The following is a 17,468-nucleotide window of genomic DNA, read 5'->3' as shown; positions in this document are numbered from 1 at the left end:
GCTCTTTTTTATTTTTATGGTTTATATAAACCATGTTCGACTAAATGTTCTCGTAAAATACGACGCAACTCTAATACAGCTTGCGGTGTAAGCTGGATGGAATGACCACCTGGAAGAACTTTCTCAGACTTTGCTCCGTCTAAGTGAGCACTTTTGTACGGAACAATACCATCGGTAATCACATTTGGATCATCACTCTTGGTAATATTTCCCATTATTGAATGGAAAACTAATCCTTGATGTGGATTAATATTTTTAGTCAGCTCCATAAATTTAGATTGATGACTTAGATCACTTGGTCCATTTTGAATCAAACCATTATCAATATTACTCAAGAAATCTTTAACATCTAAATTTTCGGTTGTCAGTGAAGTTGCTACAGCTGACAAGAATGCACCAGGTAAACGAATGATTTTACGTGCCGCCAAGGTAAACCAACGATCTGCATAATCTGTACCTCGATGAGGGGAAGCCAAGAAAATTGCGCGATCAAAATTATTGATTGAATGCATTTGCAATCGTTCGGTAACCATTGGATGTTTTTTAAAGCGATTTTGCTGACGGATCGTCATTAAATCTAAAGCAGGTTTCGTAATATCTCCATCACTGACCAGTAAACGGCTGATAATACCTCCCATACTATGTCCAACAAGAACAGCATCATGCGCGGCAGGGTCACTTGGGTTTAATGAACTAAAAGCTTGTTTGAGTAGTGCATAAATCTGGAAACGGCTTTCCAAAATTGGCATGTTAGTTGAATAGAAGACTTGCCAAACTTGATAATTGTCTCTTAATACCGTATCGCCCATAACATCATTGGTGAGCGCAATCCAAGCTTCCGGGCTACTTGCCAAACCATGGACTAACACAATAATTTTCTTATTTGGATTGTACGGTTCAAGCATGTAGAGATGCGGCATTGTTAAATGCTGATCACGATCAATCAGACTTAAATAGGCTGCAACCCCTAAATTGTTTTCGGCTAACCATAGACCATAAGGTGCTGAAAAGTTAGCAGCTAGAGGATATTGTTTGCCTGCTACATTAATATTATCTGTTCGATAGGGATCATAAACTCGAATCACGAATTCAGGATTATTTATGATTTCTTCGACAGTGGTCGCGTGTTTAGGTTCAGCTACAATCGTCGCAGCTAAATAGCGTGCATTATGAATATTTGGATTTACACCATTTTTATAATTATATTTAAGTGGATCTAGAATATATTCATTAATATCTTCATTTCCTGAACTCGGAAAAACAGCCACAAATTCAGATCCAAAACCATCACGGCGGTTAATAGTTCTTAAGCCTGAAAAATTTAAGTTATAACTTGAAATTAATTTTTCTAATTTTTGACCTGTGAGTTGTTTATGAAATTCAAAATCGATTGAGTAAACACTTTTACCAATATGAATTTGTGGTTCAACCACATTTTTTTTAGGATGTCTTAAATCATAAACACTGACCATTTTGGCAATTGCTTGATTATAGAAATCGCGAATCTGAACTTGTCTATTATCAAAAATACGGTCATTAGGCTGACGTTTTGTTGAAAATAGATAAGCATAGCTATAGCGAATACTTTTATCTAATAGACTCAATTGCTGGTCTAAGCAATCATCATATCTATTTAGAATATTCTTTTGTTCTTCTTCAGACTTATGCTTGGTAAATTTACTTACTTTACAGTTAGACGTATCTGATAAAGCCATTGCTTTTGCGAGATACATCTCACTTGCAGCCGATAAGAACTGTTCATCTAAAATTTGAGGAAGGTTTTTGAGTTGATTTACACAGGTTTCAGGTGTATCTGTACAAACTTTAGCTTCCTGCCCAGACATTGATAAAACATTCAGACTTGCTTCGCTGAGTTTATCTTGGGTAAGAATACTATTACGTTCATTTGCAATTGTTACATTCAAAGCTTGCTGTTTAACATTTACGACCTGACATCCACTCAGAATTGAACCGAGTAGCATGACCGTCAGCAGTGTTTTGTTTCTTTTTATTGAAAACATTAGGGTCAAAATATAGTGGCTCAATGGTAGGTAGATCATACAAATTTTAAAGTAATTTTCAAATGATCAAATATAAAAAAGGGCTGTCAAAACAGCCCTTTTTAAATCATTAAACTTACTTTTTAGGTGTTTGAGTAGGAGTAGCAGGAGACATTGCTGGGTTAGTTAAAACTTGCCATACGTTCCAACGACCTTGTTTTTCAATTTCTTGAATTAAACGATCAGCAATTTCCGCTTCATCTGGATATTTAACTTTATAGTTCTTCAGCGTCTGGATCGCGTTTTTCTTTTGTTCCATTGCAATATAGTTATTTGCAGCAGCTAGATATGCTTCTTGAACATTACCTTTAATGGCTTTGTCTAAGTATGGAATAGCTTCACGTTGGCCGCCACCTTCAGATAAACCAAAACCGAACCAGAAATTTGTTTCTGCATCATCTGGATTAATTTTCAAAAGTCTTTGAGCATATTCTAAAGATTTAGTTGTATGAACAGTACCTAAATCAAGGTTACGTGCAAGAACACTTGCTTTAAAAGCACGAATTAAAATATCAAATGATGCATTTTCATTTGCAGCAAGTGTATCGAGTTGCTGTGTGACTTCTTTAAGTTTACTTTCAAAGCCTTTACGTTCTTGGCGGTCAGTAAAGCGAGGTGGGTAGTGACGTGCTTTACCTTCTACTAATTGTAAAAAGTCATCAATAGTAGTCACGTCAATTTCATTTTCACCAGCTAAAACTGCGTATTTCATTGAACGTTGTGAATTATTGACAGTCGGAATAATCAGTTTGTTGACGTCGAGAGTAAGTTGTTTGGTCGGATCATCTTGACGATTAACCACCATTTTCGTTACAGGCTGTGCAGCAGCATCTTTTAATGCAACTTCAAATGCCGGTGGCTGATCATAGTTAAAAGGGTTTAGTGCATAAAAAGGAGGAGTAAGCTCTGGTTCCTTGAAAACAAAAGGCTCAATTTTTTGTTCTTTTACGGGTGCCATTGTACAAGCGGTTAAACTTGAGGTCGCAAGGATTATATATGCCAAAGGCTTAAAATTCATAGGATCTTCCGTTCATTTTAGTAAAGTCAGATTTGGTACAGGTAAGTCTAGGAAAAGCTAAACAGACATGCAAGGGTAAGCGTGTTACATTATGAATCAAGAATATTACGTTTTTGATGTCTTATCTTGCGCACCGCACTCACGACGAACTTCTTCAATAATTTTCAGCTCTTCATCACTAAAAGGCTGTTGATCCTGACTTTCTTTTTTGAAACTAGGGTCTAGCTCTGATAAACGCTGGCATAAATTATTCATACGCGTTTCATTATGTTGAATACGATCAAGCAAAACACGCATACCTTCTAAAATAGGGTCTGACTGATCAGCAGTTGTCGCATATGGAGCGAAACCAATACTTTGCGCATAATCACGACGACGTTCTTCATCTTTATTCTTGTCTGTGGCATCTTTATAAATATAGCGAGCCGGGTTTCCTACAGCAGTCACGCCGGCAGGAACGGCTTTAGTCACAACAGCATTTGAACCGACTTTTGCACCTTTACCTACCGTAAATGGGCCTAAAATTTTCGCACCCGCACCAACCACCACGCCATCTTCTAAAGTTGGGTGACGTTTGCCGGTCTTCCATGTTGTACCACCGAGGGTAACACCATGATAAAGCGTAACATCGTCGCCAATTTCAGCAGTTTCACCAATCACAACACCCATACCGTGATCAATAAAAAAACGTTTACCGATTTTAGCGCCTGGATGAATTTCAATACCTGTTGCAAAACGGCTAAATGAAGAAAGAAGGCGAGCAGCTCCTTTACAATCTTTTTGCCATAATTCATGCGCGACACGATGCATCATAATCGCATGAATGCCAGGATAGGTGGTAAGAACCTCAAGTGTATTGCGTGCAGCAGGATCTCGCGCAAATACAGCCTTTATATCTTCTTTAAGCTGTTTAAGCATTGGGTTGATCCTCCTTGTCAGATAATGCTTTTTTCCATTTACCACTTGTTAGGGCTTGTACACGACTAAAAATACCGCGAAGTAAATGATATTCCATACGATCTAATTGTATACGACCAAATAAACGACGCAAGCGTAAAGGTAATAAACGTGGATTGTCTGGATCTAAAAATTCAATTTCAGTCAACATTTTTTCTAGATGAGGATAAAACTCTTCCATTTGTTGCTGAGTCACCAATGGTTCATCCCATTGCATGCTTTGACCTTGAACTAATGGCATTTCTTCTGCATCTTGGTCCACGTTTTGTTGTTCTAGAGCAGACATGCGAAGTTCGTAACATACGACTTGGATTGCTTGCGCAACATTTAATACGCCATAGTCCGGATTTACAGGAATTGTTAAATGATAATTGGCCAGGGCTAATTCTTCGTTTGTTAAACCACGATCTTCACGGCCAAAAACAATCGCAATTTGTTGTCCTTGAGTGGTGGCTTTAATGGCTTCTTTAGCTGCAGGTCGTACATCAAGTAGAGGCCAAGGAATGGTACGGCTACGTGCACTTGTTCCAAACACTAAATGGCAATCTTTAATGGCATCTTCTAAAGTATCTACAATCTCAAGATGTTCAAATAAATCTTGAGCACCAGCAGCGAGCGCTTGTATATCTGGATGCGGATATGTTTTTGGAGCAACCAGAACTAATTTAATTAGTCCCATTGTTTTCATGGCACGTAAAGCGCTGCCAATATTAGCAGGCAAAGTGGTATTTACCATGACAATACGCACTTGTGCTAACTGTTTTGACACAGTGGTGTGATCAAACGAACTCATAAGATTTCCAGAAATTACGAATATTGAGAAACTTCGCTTTGGTATAAATCCAATGCATCGTCCATAGTCACGTCCGCGGGAGGGGAAGCAACGGTTTGCGGACGGACAGGTTCTGCTGCTTTAGCTGCTTTCGACTTTACTTGATATTCAATGTAAATATTATCTTTACCGAAATAATCTCTGAGTTTAGCAAGTAATTCATCTAAAGGAGCGACTTTCCATTGTGGACCAAGTTGAAGCTCGGCTTGAGCATAAGGTTGATCAATCAAGAGTTGTAAGGTGATATGTTGATGCATATCTACATTGCAAAATGGCAAGATGATATTTTGCAGATCTTTTGCCAAAGTGGCTTGCATAAACTCTTCAGTTAATTTGATCTGAATACTGTTAGCACGTTTTTGTCGTATTTCATTTAAAGTAAAAGCCTTGGTTAAACGGCCCATTGGACGTTCAAAGCCTTCTCTTTCATAAATTTCGCCTTCAAAGACGACAACGCGCTCAACTTGGATAATATCTTTAAAACGCTGGAAACGTTCATGATTGCAACTTACTTCAATACGAGCGGTACCATCATCTAGTACAATAACTACGCGGTTTGGAAAGTTTGCAACGTCAATCACTAGTCCTGCATAAACTGTTGTAACACCACGACGTGTAGCCGTAATTTCATTAAGTTTTACAGGAATAAAAGCTTTAAGTTCTTGTCGGTAAACATCAATTGGATGGCCCGTTAAATATAACCCAAGCGTATCTTTTTCGCCTTTTAGACGAACTTCATCACTCCACGGTTTTACCGGTTTAGCAGGCTTACGCTGAACTTCTTCAACTTCACCAAACAAGTCCATAATACCGCTTTCACGGTTACTGCGTGCTTGTTCGGCAGCTTGCACGGCTTCAGGCAATTGAGCCATTAAGCTTGCACGTTCGATTCCTAAGCAATCAAGTGCACCCGCACGGATTAAAGCTTCAAGAGTACGCTTATTAATTTTCTTCAGATCAATACGATGGCAAAAATCAAATAGATCTGTATAAGGGCCAAACTGTCGGCGAGAGTCAATTACGGACTGCATCGCTTGCTCGCCAACACCTTTAATCGCACCTAAACCATAAACAATCGTTTTATCATCGCTCGCATGGAAATGATAGGTCGACATATTGACGGATGGTGGTAAAACTTCTAGGCCATTATTTCGGCAGTCATCAATTAAAAATACAACACTGTCAGTGTTTTGCATTTCCGATGACATTACAGCTGCCATAAACTCGGCAGGATAATGAGCTTTTAACCATGCAGTATGGTAGGCAACGAGAGCATAAGCAGCGGCGTGAGATTTGTTAAAACCATAGCCTGCGAACTTTTCCATATAGTCAAAGATATGGTTGGCTGTACTTTCGTCAATCCCTTTTTCAGCAGCACCTGCTAAGAAAATTTGACGCTGCTTAACCATCTCCTCAGGTTTCTTTTTACCCATTGCACGGCGTAGTAAGTCAGCGCCACCGAGTGTATAACCCGCACATATCTGTGCCGTCTGCATAACCTGTTCTTGGTAAACCATAATCCCGTAAGTTGGTTCTAATACACCTTCAAGAAGGGGGTGAAGATATTCAAAATCCCCACCATGCATACGGTGAATAAAGTCAGGAATAAGATCCATTGGACCAGGACGGTACAATGATACAAACGCAATAATCTCTTCAAATTTACTTGGACGTGCTTCTTTAAGCATTCGTTTCATGCCGACGGATTCAAACTGGAATACCGCGGTTGTATTTGCATCCGCAAAGACAGAATATGCTTTAGCATCATCAAGTGGAACATGCGAAATAATGAGTGGATCATTACTATCGCGGTTTTTATTGATATTTTGAATTGCGTCTTCAATAACGGTTAAGTTACGTAAACCCAAGAAGTCGAACTTAACGAGACCGGCTGCCTCTACATCGTCTTTATCGTATTGAGCAACACGGCTGGTTCCGTCTTCATCACAAAGTACAGCCGAGAAATCGGTAATCTTACCCGGTGCAATGACAACACCACCAGCATGTTTACCAGTATTTCGGGTAATACCTTCTAGTTTTAATGCCATTTCCCAGATTTCACTGGCATCGTCATTATCTGGATTAGATGGATTGGTAACAATATCTTTAAGCTGAGGTTCCATCTCAATAGCAGTGGCTAAGTCCACACCGAGCGGTTTAGTAGGCACCATTTTTGAAATACGATCAGCTAAACCGTAAGATTTACCTAATACACGGGCAACGTCACGAATAGCTCCTTTCGCTGCCATCGTACCGAAAGTTGCAATTTGCGACACGGCTTCACGTCCATAAGTGCGTGAAACATAATCGATAACGCGGTCACGTCCAGCGATACAGAAGTCGACATCAAAGTCGGGCATCGAAACACGTTCTGGGTTTAAGAAACGTTCGAAAAGTAGATCGTAACGAAGAGGATCAAGATCGGTAATTTTTAAACTATATGCAACAAGAGAGCCCGCACCTGAACCACGGCCTGGACCCACAGGAACGCCATTATTTTTTGCCCATTGAATGAAGTCCATGACAATAAGGAAGTAACCCGGGAACCCCATTTTCAGGATAATGCCGACTTCATAATCAATTCGTTCATCGTAAGGCTTACGAATTTCTGGCCAGTCTTCGCCACGTTTTTCGACAGGGTAAAGATAATCTAAGCGTTCTTCTAAACCTACTTTTGACAAATGTTCAAAGTAAGTGTCGATGGTAAAGCCATCTGGAATTGGGTAATCAGGTAAAAAATAGGTGCCAAGTTGTAGGCTAACATTACAGCGTTTTGCAATGTTATAGGTGTTTTCGATAGCACTTGGGATATCGGAAAACAATTCGATCATTTCATCGGAGGTTTTAAAGTGCTGTTCAGGGCTATATAAACGTGGACGACGATCATCTGCTAATACATAGCCATCAGCAATACAAACACGAGCTTCGTGTGCCTCAAAATCTTCTTTTTCTACAAAGTGCACATCATTATGTGCAACTACACCCACATTATATTGGGCAGCAAGTTTAGCGGCTTCTTGAATAAAGTCTTCTTCACCGGGACGGTCAGTACGTGTTAAAGCAAGATAAACACGATTACCAAATTTTTCGATCCATGCTTCTAAAAGGGGAGCTGCTTTTTGAGGGTTAGATGAACAAAGCATCTGACCCACATCACTATGCTGGCCAAGTAAAACGATAATATCTTGATGCTGTTCAAGTACCCATTCTTTTTTTACACATGGAATACTGAGTTGTTGACCTTCAATAAAACCGCGTGAAACGATTTCAGTCAGACTTTTCCAGCCTACATTACTCATTGCAAGTAAAGTTGCACGATGTTGTGCATCATCAAGGCGAATTGTGCTACCTAAAAGCGGTTTAATTCCTTTTTTTAAACAAGAATTATAAAACTTTACTGCTGCATGTAGGTTTGAGAGGTCGGTTAATGCCAATGCAGGCATTTGGTCTTTAACCGCAGCATTGACCAAGTCGGGTATGCGAACTATCGACTCTGTAATCGAAAATTCTGTATAGATACCGAGATGAACAAACTGCATAAACCAATCCTTAATACGACTGCAGCATAGTTTAGCACGCAAAGTTAAAACGAAATGCTTAATATTTTGGCAAACTGTTAAGGATTTTATTATTTAAGAAGAATGATTTGAATATCTATTGTACAGATTTAATATAAAAGAGTTTCTTAATTAAGAAATAGGACCAACCCAAACTTTGAGTTTGGGTTGGTTGAAAAACTTAGTACTGCCAGAAGATGCGCTGAATTTCTTTCGTGTCATTCGTCTTAGTAAGAGCTAATGCTGCAAGAAGACGCGCTTTTTGAGGGTTTAAATCATGTGCTGCTACCCAACCATATTTAGAGTCAGGTTGTTCCGCATCACGTAATACGAAGCCTTGTGCAACACGTGATGAACGGATAATTTGAATACCGTTTTTATCGTGAAGATTTTGTAATGTTGGTACGATATATTTTGGTACAGAGCCGTTACCCGTACCAGCGTTAATAATCGCTTTAGCACCAGCTTTAGCATATGCTTCATATGCATCTGGAAGCATAGAGTCCGAACCATAAACGATCTGTACAGTTGGAAGTGCATCGCCTTTAATATTTTCAATATTAAATTCTGAAGCATTTGTATGACGTTTTACAGATTGTCTGAACCAGTACGGCTTGCCTTCAACTAATGTACCTAAAGCACCCCATTGGCTTACAAAAGCATTTGTATGAATGTTAATACCTTTAGTTACATCACGTGCAGCAAAAATAGAGTCGTTCATGAGAACCATAACGCCTTTATTTTTTGCATCATCTGAAGCTGCTAAAGCAACTGCACTATAAAGGTTAAGTGGACCATCAGCTGAAAGAGCAGTTGAAGGACGCATTGAGCCAACAAGTACAATCGGTTTATCAGTATGAACAACCAAATTTAAGAAAAATGCTGTTTCTTCTAAAGTATCTGTACCGTGTGTAATTACGACACCATTAACAGATGGCTTTTTAACAAGCTCATTCACTTGACGAGCAATTTCTAATAATTCCTTGTCAGTAATACTCTCAGAAGCGATTTGTAATGCTTGAATACCAGTTACATTTGCCAAATCTTTGATTTGTGGAACTGCGTTAATTAGCGTATCAACAGGAACTTTTGCAGCAGTATAAGTTGCACTATTTGCCGAGCTTGCACCAGCACCAGCGATAGTACCGCCAGTCGCAACTACAACAACATTATTTTTTGCATAAAGTGGGAGAGAGCAGGCTAATAAGCCCATCGCTAAACCTAAAGATTTAACAGTTTTAGTCAACATCGAAAATATCCTTATGAAGTGACGAAGTAAAAGTTTGTTGAATATGACTGCTTTTCCTAAGCAAAATACATACCATGTAAAACATATTCATAACTTGTTTGAATAAGAAGCATCCTTGAATAGCATTTTTGTTTCATCAACAATTGCTTAGTCATTGCTTTTATTTAGCGCTAATAAATAACATGAATAAAATAAAAAATCTATTAAGTTTTTCTAATTTATCTTACTTTGTTTACTTTTTAATATAATCAAAACTAATGATTTTTTTATCGTTATAAAATTAAAAAATATTAGACGTGTTTAAGTGCTGTTTTTCCATTTGATATTTTTATACTATTGATTTTTATTGTTATAATTTAATATTAAGATAATTTTAAATTTTGCACTGTAAGTTAAAAAATAATTCTATTAATTTAATATAATTTAATTGTGGTAAATTGAATTAAAATTTAATCAGTTAGTATTTATTTTTAAAAATATAAAATTTTTTTGAATAATTTTTATTCTATTTTTAAGGTTTGATTTAAGAAAATTTAATAGCAGTTTAAAGTCATTATTTAATATAAAAATATAGGTGAACATCTACCAGCAATTTTAAAATAAAAAAAGAGCAATTTTATAAGGTCATATAAAATTGCTCTTAAGTTGGGAGAGTGGGAGAAAAGAGAAACTTAAGCGATCGTTTGTTCTTGGTTTGATTTAATTAATACAGGTTCTGGTAGTTCTTCGGTGTCGATTACTTTGTCGCCTTCAAGCTTGGCAACAACTGCGGTCGCAATACTGTTACCTACTACGTTCGTTGCAGTACGCCCCATATCAAGGAATTGATCGATACCGAGTAATAAAAGGATGCCAGCTTCAGGTAAATGGAACATAGTGAGCGTCGCGGAAATAACGACAATTGAAGCTCGAGAAACACCTGCAATACCTTTACTTGTTACCATGAGAGTTAACAAAATTAAGATTTGTTGAGTGAAACTAAGATCAATATTGTAAGCCTGAGCAATAAAGAGTACAGCAAACGTTGTGTACATCATTGAACCATCTAGGTTGAATGAATAACCCAAAGGTAATACGAAGCTCGTTACTTTTTTAGGCACTCCAAACTTATTTAGTGCATCCATTACTTTAGGGTAGGCTGATTCACTTGAAGCTGTAGCAAAAGCAAGGGTTACAGGTTCACGAATTAATTTACCTAAGCGGAAAATATCTTTTTTAAGTACGATTGCGCCAACAGAGAATAAGATGATCCAAAGCAATAAAAGTCCGAAGTAGAATTCTGCGATTAAAATGCCATAGTCAACAATCAAGCCTAAACCTTGTACTGTAATTGCTGAAGCGATGGCTGCAAATACTGCAACAGGTGCAAACATCATGACGTAATCAGTAATGCGGAACATGATTTTGCTGAGTTCATCAGTCAAACGAATAATCACTGAATCTTTTTCTTTGCCCTGATTTACAAAAGCAAGAGCTGAACCAAAGAAAATAGAGAAAACAAGGACTTGTAAAATATCATTGTTTGCCATTGCTTCAGCAATACTGCGTGGGAAAACATGGCTTAAAAATGATTGTAGAGTGAAGCCTGTAGTCGCTGGAGCAGAAGAGCTACTCAATTGTTGTGCAGTTGGTAATACTAAATCTAAAGCTGCACCTGGTTGGAAAAAGTTTGCCAAACCCATACCGATAGCAAGCGATACGAACGAAGCAGTAATAAACCAAGTCATTGATTTAAGGGTAATACTGCCAATTGATGTAGATTTGCCCATTGATACAATGCCTGAAACAATTGTGGCAAATACCAATGGAGCAATAATCATTTTGATAAGGCGTAAAAAGATATCTGTAGGAATGTTGAGATAAGAAGCGATTTGCTTCAATTGTTCACCTTCATTAAAGAAGTGGTGACAAACCCAACCTGTTAGTACGCCAAGTAAAATAGCAATAACAATATACTTGAGCAATTTCTTTTGCTTCATGTGAACCTCTATCCATTTGATTCAATCATCCTTTGATGGGATTTGGATAATTGAAAGCTTTCCTTGTTAGTTCAGTCCGGTTGTTTTAACGATGTTATCTTCCTAGATCAGAATCTGTTTTAACCGAAACGAATATGGCGATGTTGTTATGGAGATGGATTGTTGCTTGATTTTGAAGCAGTGTGAAATGCAAAAATATATTGAACCATGCATTTTTTGCATAATAAAAATTTGCTAAGTTAAGAGAATGTAAATAATTTTTAACGTATGGTAAAAATATATAAATACAAAGTTGAACTCATTTTTAAATTTATAAGGATTGGAAATTTAATAAAATTACCTTAATTTCAATGTTTTATTTTTAGATAGTAAAGGCGTGGTGAAGGGGAGTAATTCTTCTTTTATAAAATTGAATAAAATAAATTTATAAAAAAAGGCATCAACTATAGGATGCCTTTTTATTATGCTTTTTTTTAACGACGATTGGCTAAGAAACGACCTAGACGAGTAATTGCTTCACGTAATTCATTTTCGGCAGGCAGGAAAACCACACGGAAATGATCTGGAGTCGGCCAATTAAAGCCAGTACCTTGAACCAGTAAAACTTTTTCTGCGCGTAGCAAATCAAGCATTAACTTTTCATCATCCTCAATTGGGTAAATGTTTGGATCGAGGCGTGGGAAACAGTACATTGCGCCGTCTGGTTTTACACAGCTTACCCCAGGAATCTCGTTTAGCATTTCCCATGCAATATTACGCTGTTCGTATAAACGGCCACCTGGACGAATCAAGTCATTAATAGATTGATAACCGCCTAGAGCAGTTTGAATTGCATATTGAGCTTGAACGTTTGCACATAGGCGCATTGATGCCAACATGTCTAGTCCTTCGATATAGTCGGCAGCACGGCTTTTATCACCCGTAATTGCCATCCAACCTGAACGGAAACCTGCAATACGATAAGCTTTTGATAACCCATTGAAAGATACGCAAAGTTGGTCGCCCGCTAATGATGCTACTGAAACATGTTCAATACCGTCATAAATAATTTTGTCGTAAATTTCATCAGCAAATAAAATTAGATCATATTTTTTTGCAATCGCTACAATCTGTTCAAGAATGTGGCGTGGATACACTGAGCCAGTCGGGTTGTTCGGGTTAATGATGACAATACCGCGAGTATTCGGAGTAATCTTACTTTCAATATCAGCAATATCTGGATACCAGCTATTTTCTTCATCACATTTATAGTGAATGGCTGTACCGCCTGAAAGATTAACTGCTGCTGTCCAAAGCGGGTAATCCGGCATTGGAATAAGCATTTCGTCTCCGTCATCTAATAGACCTTGCATAGCCATTACAATGAGCTCAGATACACCGTTACCAACATACACGTCATTAACGTGCATATTTAAGATGCCTTTTTGCTGGTAGTACTGGCAGATCGCTTTACGAGCAGGGAAAATGCCTTTTGAATCTACATAACCAATTGCATTTGGCAGGTTTAAAGCAACGTCATTAATAATTTCTTGTGGTGCTTCAAAACCAAATGGAGCAGGGTTGCCGATATTCAGCTTAATGATTTTATGTCCTTGCTCTTCCATTTCATTGGCGGCTCGCAATACCGGTCCGCGAATGTCATAACAAACATGCTCAAGCTTCGATGATTTTTTAATTTCTCGAGAAGTTGGCATAGATTGGAGAGTAGCAGTATTTTTAGACATAGCTGGATTCACTTTTGCATATCGGTATAAATAACTTTTAAATGTTTTAACTGTTACCAAATTCAGATCATGTTGATCTTTTAGTAATTCAACAATTTTTTCATGGGTAAAGCCCGATTGCTGATACTGTTTGATAATTGGTAGTAGCTGTTGGAAAACCACACTTTTTTTCTGAGACATGTTCTGTCCTATACAACCGTGCGCAATAAGAATAACACTAAGTTTGCTTGCTTTAAAGACGATTGACAATAAATTTGCTTACTTTTGATTTTGTATTTTGCTTACTTTTTGCTTTTTGTTCTTTATATGTTTAAATTCCAACAAATTTTACGTTCAGAGACTAGTGTTTTTGTGATGAATGGCGTAAATATAAAACTCGATCATCAGAAATGTTTACTTCAGAATAAAAGGTGTATGTCATGGGAAAAGTCAATAAAACAGACCGGGAATGGCAAAGAGAGTTATCACCAGAAGAGTATCGGATTACACGACAAAAGGGCACTGAACCTGCATTTACGGGGCAATACTGGAATACTAAGCAACATGGTACCTATGTCTGCCGTTGTTGCGGCGCAGAGTTGTTCTCATCAGATACCAAATATGATAGCGGTTGCGGTTGGCCAAGTTTCTTCCGTCCGATCAATGGTGCTGTCATTGATGAACATGAAGATTTAACGCATGGTATGGTCAGAACTGAAATAGTTTGTCATGATTGCGAAGCTCATTTAGGGCATGTATTTGAAGATGGACCACAGCCGACTGGTTTGCGCTACTGTGTAAACTCGGCATCATTACAACTGAAAACAGAAGAAAAAAATGATGAGGAAACCTATCCATGAGTAATATTTATCAGTTTGAAGCTGAGCTGTTAGAGGGTGAAGTTAAGCAATTGGCTGATTACAAAGGTAAAGTTTTACTAATTGTAAACACTGCTAGTAAATGTGGTTTTACACCACAATTTGCTGGCCTCGAAAAACTTTATGAAAAATATAAAGATCAAGGATTAGAAGTTTTAGGTTTTCCCTGCAACCAGTTTGGTGGGCAAGATCCAGGAAGTAATAAAGAAATTGGTAGCTTCTGTCAGCGTAACTATGGGGTGAAATTTCCCATGTTTGCTAAAGTTGATGTAAAAGGCCCAGAAGCCCATGTGATTTTTAGATATTTAACACGTGAAGCTAAAGGTATTTTAGGTAGTAGTAGCATTAAATGGAACTTTACCAAATTTTTGGTAGGCAAAGATGGTGCTGTTTTAAATCGCTATGCGCCTACGACTAAGCCAGAAGCTTTAGAAGCTGATATTGAAAAAGCATTAGCGAGTTAATCGTTTAAATGAACGCTATTCCTCAAGCTTTTGAGTTTTGGCAAGATGGGCGAATGCCGTATGTTGAAACCAGAAGGTCCTGTTTTAGCCGAACGTGTTATAAGTCTCATAGTCATCCAACGTTTTCTATCGGGGCTATAGACGAGGGGAATAGCGTTTTTCAAAGTTCATTTGGTACACTGCAAAAGATTGATGCTGGTACTTTGGTGATCGTACCAGCACATATTGAGCATTCATGTAACCCTTTGCCAGATCAAGATTGGAGCTACCAAATGCTACATTTGGACATAAGGTGGTTAAATCAGCTGTATTCAGAATTTCGAGAACATGGTCTGGATTTACATCTGCCTCAGCATAAGCCGCTCATAATAAAAGAAGAAACTTTATATCAGGCTTTTTCTGATATGAATGAAACTTTATTCGATCCTGAAAAATTAATTATTGAAAAAGAACAGTCGCTGATCTATTGCCTTACTCAGTTGTTACTCCCACATTTCGTATTACAAGAAATACAAAAAACTGAATATTTGTATGAAGATTTTTTGGACTTAATTCATATTATTAAATCGTCAGAACAATTTATTTCTCTTGAAAAGCTTGCAGAGCAGGTTGGTCTTAGTCGATATGCAATCATTCGTTTATTCAAGGCCAATGTTGGTTTAACTCCACATGCATTTCAAATTAATTTAAAGATTAATCAAGCCAGAGCTCAATTAAAGCAAGGGATTTCACTCGCAGAGCTAGCTGTCAATTTAGGCTTTAGTGATCAAAGCCATTTTCATAAAGCTTTTAAAGCACATACGGGAATTACTCCTCGACAGTTTCAACTTGCAGCCGCGCAATAATTTACAAGAAATTATTTTTCTCTATTTTTAAGCTACTCCATACAATTTTAAAGATGAAATCGTTATGGAAGTTTTTTTGGTTATCGCCTTTACTCACTTTTTAGCACTACTATCTCCAGGTCCAGATTTTTTTCTTATTTTGACCAGTCTTTTGCAAAAAGGAGCGCGTTATACCTATGGCGTTATTCTGGGAATTACTTTGGGTAATGCTGTTATCTTAATGGTGTGTATATTTGGATTTATGGTGCTTGGCAATTTAAGTACAACGATTCTTTTAGTACTTAAATGGCTGGGGGCTGGATATTTAGCTTATTTGAGTTTTCTCTGTTTTAGAGCCACTCAAGGAACAAACTTAAATATTACTGTTGCTGAAAATAGTTTGGTTGAACAAGAGTCTAATTATAAGAGTAAAGCTAAAAGCTTGGCTTTGGGTTTGCAATCCAGTCTTCTTAATCCTAAAAATATTATGTTTTATAGTAGCTTAATGCTACTTATTCAACAGGAGTTTAGCTTATTTCAAAAATTACTAATGAGTATATGGATGACAGGAGTGGTTTTCGGGTGGAATTTATTATTAGTTCGTTTATTGCGTCAAGAGCGTGTATTAGCACAGATTAAACGCTCTGCCAGAGGAATATATTATTGCTCCAGTCTGGCTTTCATTTTTTTCGCAGTGCTATTGGTTGCCTATAGTTAAAGCAGATCGCATAGCCTTCTAAATAAAATTGAAAGCTATGCAATTTTGCTGGGTTTAAAGAATCGCTTTTAAACGTTTAACAACTTCTTCACATTGTGCCAAATCTGCTACTAAAGCCATACGCACATGATTGGCACCAGGGTTACCTTGTTCGGTATCACGAGATAGATAACGACCCGGTAAAACTTTAATGTGTGCTTGTTCCATTAGCATTTTTGCAAAAGTTTCATCATTATCGACTTTTAACCAGTAATAAAAACCGGCATCAGGTTTTTGTAATGGGAGTAGATGACCTAGCTCAGATTGGAATAAATCAAACTTTGCACGATATTGCTTACGGTTTTCTTCAACATGGTTTTCATCGTTCCACGCTGCGATTGAAGCAAGCTGGTGTTGTACTGGCATTGCAGCGCCGTGATAGGTGCGGTATTGCAAATATGGCTTTAACAGATCGGCATCACCCGCTACAAAACCTGAGCGCAAACCCGGTAAGTTTGAACGCTTTGAAAGTGAATGGAATACGATACAGTTTTTGTAGTCATCGCGGCCAAGTTCAGCACAAACTTCTAATAGACCAGTAGGTGCTTGATCGAACCAAAGTTCTGAATAGCATTCGTCAGAAGCAATAACAAAATTATATTGATCAGATAAGGCAATTAGCTTTTTAAATTGTTCTTTAGAAAGCACTGTACCGGTTGGGTTACCTGGTGTACATACAAAAAGAAGGGCTGTCTTTTCCCAAACTTCTGCTGGTACAGCATCAAAATCACCTAAATAGCCATTTTCTTCTGTGCAATTGATGAAGTATGGCTTTGCACCTGCAAGTAAAGCCGCACCTTCATAAATTTGATAAAACGGGTTTGGCATCACCACATAAGGTGCATCTTCACGATTAATTAATGCCTGTACAAAAGAGAAAATGCCTTCACGTGTACCAGACACAGGCAAGATGTGGTTTTCAGCGCTAATGCTGTTAAGTTTAAAGCGCTTGGTTAACCAATTTGCAATGCTTTGGCGAAGTTCTGGTAAGCCTTTGCTGTTTGGATAAGTTGATAGATGGTTAAAGTTATCAATAATAGCCTGTTTAACAAACTCTGGTGCTGGATGCTTCGGTTCGCCAATTGATAGAGGAATCAAGGGAAGGTTAGCAGGAGTAGTATCCTTAAAAAGTTGGTTTAACTTTTCAAATGGATACGGATGTAATAACGACAAGCTAGAGTTCATTAAAC

Annotated in this window: 13 protein-coding genes; 4 read left to right on the top strand and 9 right to left on the bottom strand. The window is 37.8% G+C overall.

Annotated features, from left to right (window positions below; genetic code table 11):
• Positions 1-14: 14 nt before the first annotated feature.
• From AWW73_RS11980 to AWW73_RS11945, 8 genes are all read right to left on the bottom strand, one after another.
• A complete protein-coding gene (locus AWW73_RS11980) occupies positions 15-2,021 on the bottom strand; it encodes an esterase/lipase family protein (protein ID WP_062849752.1) in 2,007 nt (668 codons plus the stop codon).
• Between the two features lie 115 nt (positions 2,022-2,136).
• Positions 2,137-3,078: an ABUW_2363 family tetratricopeptide repeat lipoprotein gene (locus AWW73_RS11975; protein WP_016145005.1), complete on the bottom strand. Its 942-nt coding sequence runs from the start codon at positions 3,076-3,078 to the stop codon at positions 2,137-2,139.
• 105 nt (positions 3,079-3,183) lie between these two features.
• Positions 3,184-3,996, bottom strand: coding sequence for a serine O-acetyltransferase (gene cysE, locus AWW73_RS11970; RefSeq protein ID WP_016145006.1), 813 nt, complete (start codon positions 3,994-3,996; stop codon positions 3,184-3,186).
• Positions 3,989-4,828 (bottom strand): RNA methyltransferase, encoded by an 840-nt coding sequence (locus AWW73_RS11965; protein WP_016145007.1) that lies wholly within the window; start codon positions 4,826-4,828, stop codon positions 3,989-3,991. The genes cysE and AWW73_RS11965 overlap by 8 nt, the downstream gene beginning before the upstream one ends.
• Positions 4,829-4,842: 14 nt before the next feature.
• Positions 4,843-8,406, bottom strand: coding sequence for a DNA polymerase III subunit alpha (gene dnaE / locus AWW73_RS11960; RefSeq protein ID WP_062849751.1), 3,564 nt, complete (start codon positions 8,404-8,406; stop codon positions 4,843-4,845).
• Positions 8,407-8,605: 199 nt separating this feature from the next.
• Complete coding sequence (locus AWW73_RS11955) at positions 8,606-9,673, bottom strand: type II asparaginase (RefSeq protein ID WP_016145009.1); 1,068 nt, start codon at positions 9,671-9,673, stop codon at positions 8,606-8,608.
• Positions 9,674-10,344: 671 nt separating this feature from the next.
• The gene (locus AWW73_RS11950; RefSeq protein WP_062849750.1) at positions 10,345-11,652 is read right to left on the bottom strand and encodes a dicarboxylate/amino acid:cation symporter; all 1,308 of its coding nucleotides are present in this window, start codon (positions 11,650-11,652) and stop codon (positions 10,345-10,347) included.
• Positions 11,653-12,125: 473 nt separating this feature from the next.
• On the bottom strand, positions 12,126-13,556 hold the full coding sequence (locus AWW73_RS11945) for a pyridoxal phosphate-dependent aminotransferase (RefSeq protein WP_016145011.1): 1,431 nt from the start codon (positions 13,554-13,556) through the stop codon (positions 12,126-12,128).
• Between the two features lie 239 nt (positions 13,557-13,795).
• Between AWW73_RS11945 and msrB the strand changes: the two genes are divergently transcribed.
• The 4 genes from msrB to AWW73_RS11925 all read left to right on the top strand — a co-directional run bounded on the left by msrB (position 13,796) and on the right by AWW73_RS11925 (position 16,239).
• On the top strand, positions 13,796-14,215 hold the full coding sequence (msrB, locus tag AWW73_RS11940; RefSeq protein ID WP_002114184.1) for a peptide-methionine (R)-S-oxide reductase MsrB: 420 nt from the start codon (positions 13,796-13,798) through the stop codon (positions 14,213-14,215).
• Positions 14,212-14,697, top strand: coding sequence for a glutathione peroxidase (locus AWW73_RS11935; RefSeq protein WP_002114194.1), 486 nt, complete (start codon positions 14,212-14,214; stop codon positions 14,695-14,697). Before msrB ends, AWW73_RS11935 begins: the two co-directional genes overlap by 4 nt.
• An 8-nt stretch (positions 14,698-14,705) precedes the next feature.
• Positions 14,706-15,542 (top strand): AraC family transcriptional regulator, encoded by an 837-nt coding sequence (locus AWW73_RS11930; RefSeq protein ID WP_062849749.1) that lies wholly within the window; start codon positions 14,706-14,708, stop codon positions 15,540-15,542.
• A 64-nt stretch (positions 15,543-15,606) separates the two neighbouring features.
• Complete coding sequence (locus AWW73_RS11925) at positions 15,607-16,239, top strand: LysE family translocator (RefSeq protein WP_062849748.1); 633 nt, start codon at positions 15,607-15,609, stop codon at positions 16,237-16,239.
• A 54-nt stretch (positions 16,240-16,293) separates the two neighbouring features.
• Here the strand turns inward: AWW73_RS11925 and dapC are convergent, their stop codons facing one another.
• Positions 16,294-17,463: a succinyldiaminopimelate transaminase gene (gene dapC, locus AWW73_RS11920; protein ID WP_062849799.1), complete on the bottom strand. Its 1,170-nt coding sequence runs from the start codon at positions 17,461-17,463 to the stop codon at positions 16,294-16,296.
• Positions 17,464-17,468: the final 5 nt, after the last annotated feature.

This window comes from Acinetobacter lactucae (assembly GCF_001605885.1).
Classification (GTDB): Bacteria; Pseudomonadota; Gammaproteobacteria; order Pseudomonadales; family Moraxellaceae; genus Acinetobacter; species Acinetobacter lactucae.
This window is presented reverse-complemented; position numbering and strand designations above follow the sequence as displayed.